This is a genomic window from Paenisporosarcina sp. P5_A11 (assembly GCF_056400705.1).
Map to the genome: position 1 here is coordinate 1 of NZ_JBFUKT010000211.1, position 5052 is coordinate 5052.

The window sequence follows — 5052 nt, forward strand, 5'->3', positions numbered from 1 at the left end:
AGAAGCAAGCTTCTTCATCATTCCGCTCGACTTGCATGTATTAGGCACGCCGCCAGCGTTCGTCCTGAGCCAGGATCAAACTCTCCATAATGGTGAGTCGATTAGCTCGACTTTGTTGCTGGCGTCAAAAATTTGACGTTTATAATGAACAATTAAGTTCAAGTTTGTTTTCGATACCGACAGGTGTCGGCGGAAGAAAACGTTTATGCTTCCGGCACCGAAGCGCGTTCCGCTTGTTAGTTGACGTTTTGCTGTTCAGTTTTCAAGGTTCATGTGTTGGTCACTGTTTCAACAGCAACTCTTATATTTTAGCAAATCCTTGATGTCATGTCAACAAAAAGTTTTGCTTTTTCATTTACTTCGTTGCGCTCAAATCAGCAACTTAATAAATATATCAGCCTGACTTATAAAAGTCAACACAATACTAAAAGTTTTCTAAGCTTAATTCAGAAACTCAATCTCCTAGCTGAATATTATTCAAAAGCATATACTCTGAACTCCTTTACATGGCAGTCTTTTTTAATGAACATAGTTGAATACTTTCTAATTGTGGTGTGTCAACCTAGGGTGCATGTCCTATACAATTAAGTAAACATATAGATGATTAAATGAATGACCTGCCTTGGGCAGGTTTTCAAATTAGAAAGAACCGAGCATAGTTGAAGCCAAGTCGTCAGACCCTGATTTTTTGTCAGATATGAAAAAGGACAAGAATGTGTACGCTGCAGATAAAGAACTGTCGGTCTATCTTGAAGAAGAGACCAATCCGGCAGACGGACAACCAATAACTTCAATTCCCCAAGATGCTCCAAACTACCATGACTATCAATGGGATGTAAAAAGAATTACTAATGACTTTAAATCTCACGAAATAATCCCAGGAAATCATGAAACTGTCGTAGGGGTTATTGATACTGGCCTCGATTTTAATCATCCTGATTTAAAGGCAAATGCCGATCTTGCAGGAAGTAAAACCTTCGTTCCAGGAACAACGAATGCATGGGATCAGAACGGGCATGGAACTCACGTTGCAGGATCTATTGCTGCTAACGGAAAAGTCCTTGGTGTCGGTCCAGAATTAAAAGTACGTTCCTACCGCGTATTCGGTGCAACTGGTGGTGCTCAGCAATCTTGGATTACGGACGCAATCGTAGCTGCCGCAAATGATGGAGTCGAAGTCATCAATATGAGTATTGGTGGATGGCGCTGGATGGCACATAATCTAGGAGAAAAAGGCGAATCTGCTTCTATGGTAGCTTATCACCGTGCTGTTCAGTATGCGACAAAAAAAGGAGTAACCGTTGTTGTTTCTGCGGGTAACGATTCTCGCAACTTAAACAGCCTACATGATATGCAGTCATATTGGATGGAACGTTACGGGCTAGATATTAAAGGACCATCACGCGTTGCTCCTGCTCAAATTCCAGGAGTGGTTACTGTTTCTTCATCTAATAAATGGTCTACAGATTCCATCGCGTTCTATTCAAACTATGGAAGCGTTGTAGATGTAGCAGGACCTGGTGGTGATAATGGTCCAGTTTATGATGGGTTTTATCGTCAAGAACAAACGAGATTTTCTATACCGTACATTGTCAACTTGGCCGACATATTTACCTAATAATTCCTTAACTCCTAATCTAAACGGTTATGCGTTATTACATGGAACCTCTATGGCAGCTCCTAAAGTAGCCGGTATCGCCGCTGTCATCAAAGCGGAACATCCCGAGTATTCGCCAGCGCAGGTTCAAGCTGCTCTACGAAATACTGCTGAGGACTTTGGGAAGTCTGGACAAGGCCCTCTTTACGGGTCTGGAGAAGCTAACATCTATAATGCATTAACACGATAGAAACAAAAGACCTGCATGATGCAGGTCTTTTGTTTTTTCCTTTTAAAGGATAATGATTATCTTCTATAGGAAGGAAGAGATTTTTTCATCTCCTTCTTCTATGTATTACATATACCCTCTTTCTTTTAAGCTTGAATAATCACCCTCTGCATTAACTATCAAATGCAACTATAGCGAAGTCATTAACTTCATTACTCCATAAGAAAAGCTGCCCTGTAAAGGCAGCCAGTTCTTCAACTAAGGTACCAGTTAGTTGAAGAAGCTAATAGGAATAATGTCATTCACCTTCTCCCTTAATTTCATCCGAAACATTCCATATTAGTTAACCCTATAATTAAGTTCGGTTTAGTTCGTTCAGAATTGACGACTTTTATTTTTTTCAATCATTATGCTCGTGATCTKGGTTTTCTTAAAATCAAAACGATTATTATTACTAATAGGCTMACTACAATCGTCTCRTATGCATTCTYTCTAATACTAGATCCTACCACCATTAWCTCAGGATTAAATAATAGTAAAATGAYACCTATGMCAATCGCTTCTGCAAATTTGTTTATAAACGTTTTCATAAGAGTTATTTCCTCCCTTCTTCTTTTCTCTTTCATATWGCAACTCAAGAAATAACCCTATTACATATTTTATTTTATATACTGTATCTACTATTAGATAAGTTTAAGGACAAATCTATTAATAAAACTATTAATTCAATAATGAAGAAAATGGTCATTTGCTTATATTATTAGCAACTAATTTGACTTTTATACATACTTTCAAAAAAATTTGAATGTAACGAAATACAGTTAAATACATTCATGCCCTTTTCTTCATCCAAGAAATTGTTTCTTGTATTCCTTTTATATTTGGGGGTAAATAGTTAATTTCTTTTTCATACTTTTCTCCACTTAATTGAACTGGATTTTCTGTTAAATACATCATTTCAGCCGCGTTTCCTTCTCTTGAAGAATGAGAAAAGTGAAATAGTATAAGGCAATCAAGTATCTATAATATGAGCTAAGAATGTTTCTACTTTCCTTAGCGCATAAAAACAAGGCCAATCCTCAGAAAGGATTGACCTTGTTTTTCGTGAATTTATTGTACTTAATGTCTAGTAGTACCTGAAGTTGTGTGTAATTCATTGTTAACGAATGAATCCGTTTTTCTGGCATTCGGATCTAACAATACGAGCAGCTTTCCATCTTTAACATCCCGTTCGTATTGATCTGCCTCATCTTCCGGAATGCCCATCCCAATTAATGCTCCAGCTAGTCCGCCTGTACCTGCACCTATTGCAGCTCCGGTTAACATAGCTGCAATAGGACCTGCTGCCAGAAGTGGACCAATTCCCGGAATTGCAAGCGCTCCTACACCTGCTAATAATCCCGCTGCTCCCCCAAGAAGCCCTCCAGTCGCAGCACCAGCTGCAAGGCCTTCCTCAGTTTTGGTGCCTGTTTCGGTGTTGACTGCTTCTACTTCATCCCGGTCTTTTGCAACAACTGATATATAATCTCGGTCATAACCTTGTGCCTTTAATTCCTCAACCGCCCGAACCGCATCATCATGATTTTCATAAACTCCAATTACACGTTTATCCATACTAATCATCTCCTATTCGAATAATTATGAATCTTAAATATATATACCCGAAATAGTAGACGAATAACATGGGATGGCAAATATCTATTTTTTTCTACCCTATAGGTGTTAATGAAGGATTGTTAATTGTAAACTTCTTGGTGTATCCAGTGTATGTTCTCCTTAACCGTAAAGTATAAATACAAACACCATTTAATCACCCTTAATTAAGTCCTATTCCCTTGTTATCTCCTCAATTCAAAAATCTTGTTCTTCAACTCACGGCCCCGTTAGTTGAAGAACGATTAAATTTACAATAATACTATTTTGCCCCTCACTCTTTTGATTCATTTTCATTTGCAACTTTATTTATTCTTTCTAGCATTGTCGGATGTGAATATCGAAACCATTTTACGAGTAGTGGAGGATTCACTTCATTTAATCCTACCTTCGTAAGTTCTTGAAAAGTTTTGACAGCTGCCTCCGGATCGTCCATTAGGTGTATTGCATACTGATCAGCTCTTGTTTCCTGATATCTAGAAATATAATTTGAAATTGGACTTGAAACGAATAATAGAAAAGATGTAATAAGTAAAAATAATGGTAATGAATGAATAGCGTTTACTCGTTTAATTTTTAATACACGTCCAAAGCGATGGATAACCCAAGGCATTATTTTAGAGGTTAACCAGAGCCCGACAAGCATCGTTAGGATATAACGAGCGATTCCGAAGTATATATGTTTCTCCACATAATGCCCCATCTCATGAGCCATGATGAAGAGAATTTCATTTTCTGATAAGCGGTTTAAAGTCGTATCCCATAATACTATTCTTGAATTATTCCCAATCCCCGTAACATAGGCATTTAGAGCATTTGTCTTTTCCGCCATGTTAACTTCATACACATGTTCTGTTGGAATTTTTGCTTGCTCAGCCAACGTGAGAATTTGCGTCTCTAATTCTTTATTTGTTAGCGGATAAAAATCATTATATAAGGGGTCGATTATTACTGGTTGAATAAACATGAGGAAAATGGAGAAAGGAATCATTAGTAACCAGGCATTTAACCACCATCTCTTTGTGCTTCTATTTATAAGCCAATAAAGAACCGTTACAATCACTACAGTCGTTCCTAAGTTAACCCAAAAATCAATGACATTATCACGCATCCAAGAATTGAAACTCTGGGTACTAATCCCATATTTTTTACTTAAGGAATATCTGTAATAGTCTAAAGGAAATAAAACAATAAACGTAAGAACAGACAGTAAAAATACATATACTGCATTTTGCAAAATTGCCCATTTTTTTTGCAAAGGAATCCATCTTTCAAACGCTAGAGAAAGTCCAGTAATCAGTATAAATAAATAGACAAGCCATTCAAATGGTATTGATACAAAAAAGAGGAAATTTTTTATTCTTGAATACTCCTCACTAAGGTACAATTCTCGCTCCGACATAAAAACATGCGGATCTGCAACAGTTCCTTTCAAACTTGCAGGTATACCCCCACTGCCACTATGGAAGATATAAACATACATCAGGAAAGCATATACCCCAAATAAGAAAAGAGCACTAATTCCCCATTTTTTCGCCAAATCCACTCCACCTCCACTCACTCTTTCTTACAT

Annotated in this window: 5 protein-coding genes and 1 rRNA gene; 2 read left to right on the plus strand and 4 right to left on the minus strand. The window is 37.5% G+C overall.

All coding sequences use genetic code 11. The features are described from left to right. Window positions 1–91 (minus strand): 16S ribosomal RNA (locus tag AC1DOS_RS17830); the annotation flags it as partial. A 624-nt stretch (window positions 92–715) separates the two neighbouring features. Between AC1DOS_RS17830 and AC1DOS_RS17835 the strand changes: the two genes are divergently transcribed. Both AC1DOS_RS17835 and AC1DOS_RS17840 read left to right on the plus strand, forming a co-directional pair. Then, window positions 716–1618 carry a S8 family serine peptidase gene (locus tag AC1DOS_RS17835; RefSeq protein WP_477538582.1) on the plus strand — a complete coding sequence of 301 codons (903 nt, stop codon included), beginning with the start codon at window positions 716–718 and terminating at the stop codon, window positions 1616–1618. 52 nt (window positions 1619–1670) lie between these two features. Beyond that, window positions 1671–1847: a S8 family serine peptidase gene (locus AC1DOS_RS17840; RefSeq protein WP_477538583.1), complete on the plus strand. Its 177-nt coding sequence runs from the start codon at window positions 1671–1673 to the stop codon at window positions 1845–1847. Window positions 1848–2657: 810 nt separating this feature from the next. Here the strand turns inward: AC1DOS_RS17840 and AC1DOS_RS17845 are convergent. The 3 genes from AC1DOS_RS17845 to AC1DOS_RS17855 form a co-directional block, all read right to left on the minus strand. Beyond that, window positions 2658–2783 carry a hypothetical protein gene (locus AC1DOS_RS17845; RefSeq protein ID WP_477538584.1) on the minus strand — a complete coding sequence of 42 codons (126 nt, stop codon included), beginning with the start codon at window positions 2781–2783 and terminating at the stop codon, window positions 2658–2660. 162 nt (window positions 2784–2945) lie between these two features. Beyond that, window positions 2946–3440, minus strand: a complete 495-nt coding sequence (locus AC1DOS_RS17850; protein WP_477538585.1) for a general stress protein — start codon at window positions 3438–3440, stop codon at window positions 2946–2948. Window positions 3441–3753: 313 nt separating this feature from the next. Further along, complete coding sequence (locus AC1DOS_RS17855) at window positions 3754–5019, minus strand: M48 family metallopeptidase (protein ID WP_477538586.1); 1266 nt, start codon at window positions 5017–5019, stop codon at window positions 3754–3756. Window positions 5020–5052: the final 33 nt, after the last annotated feature.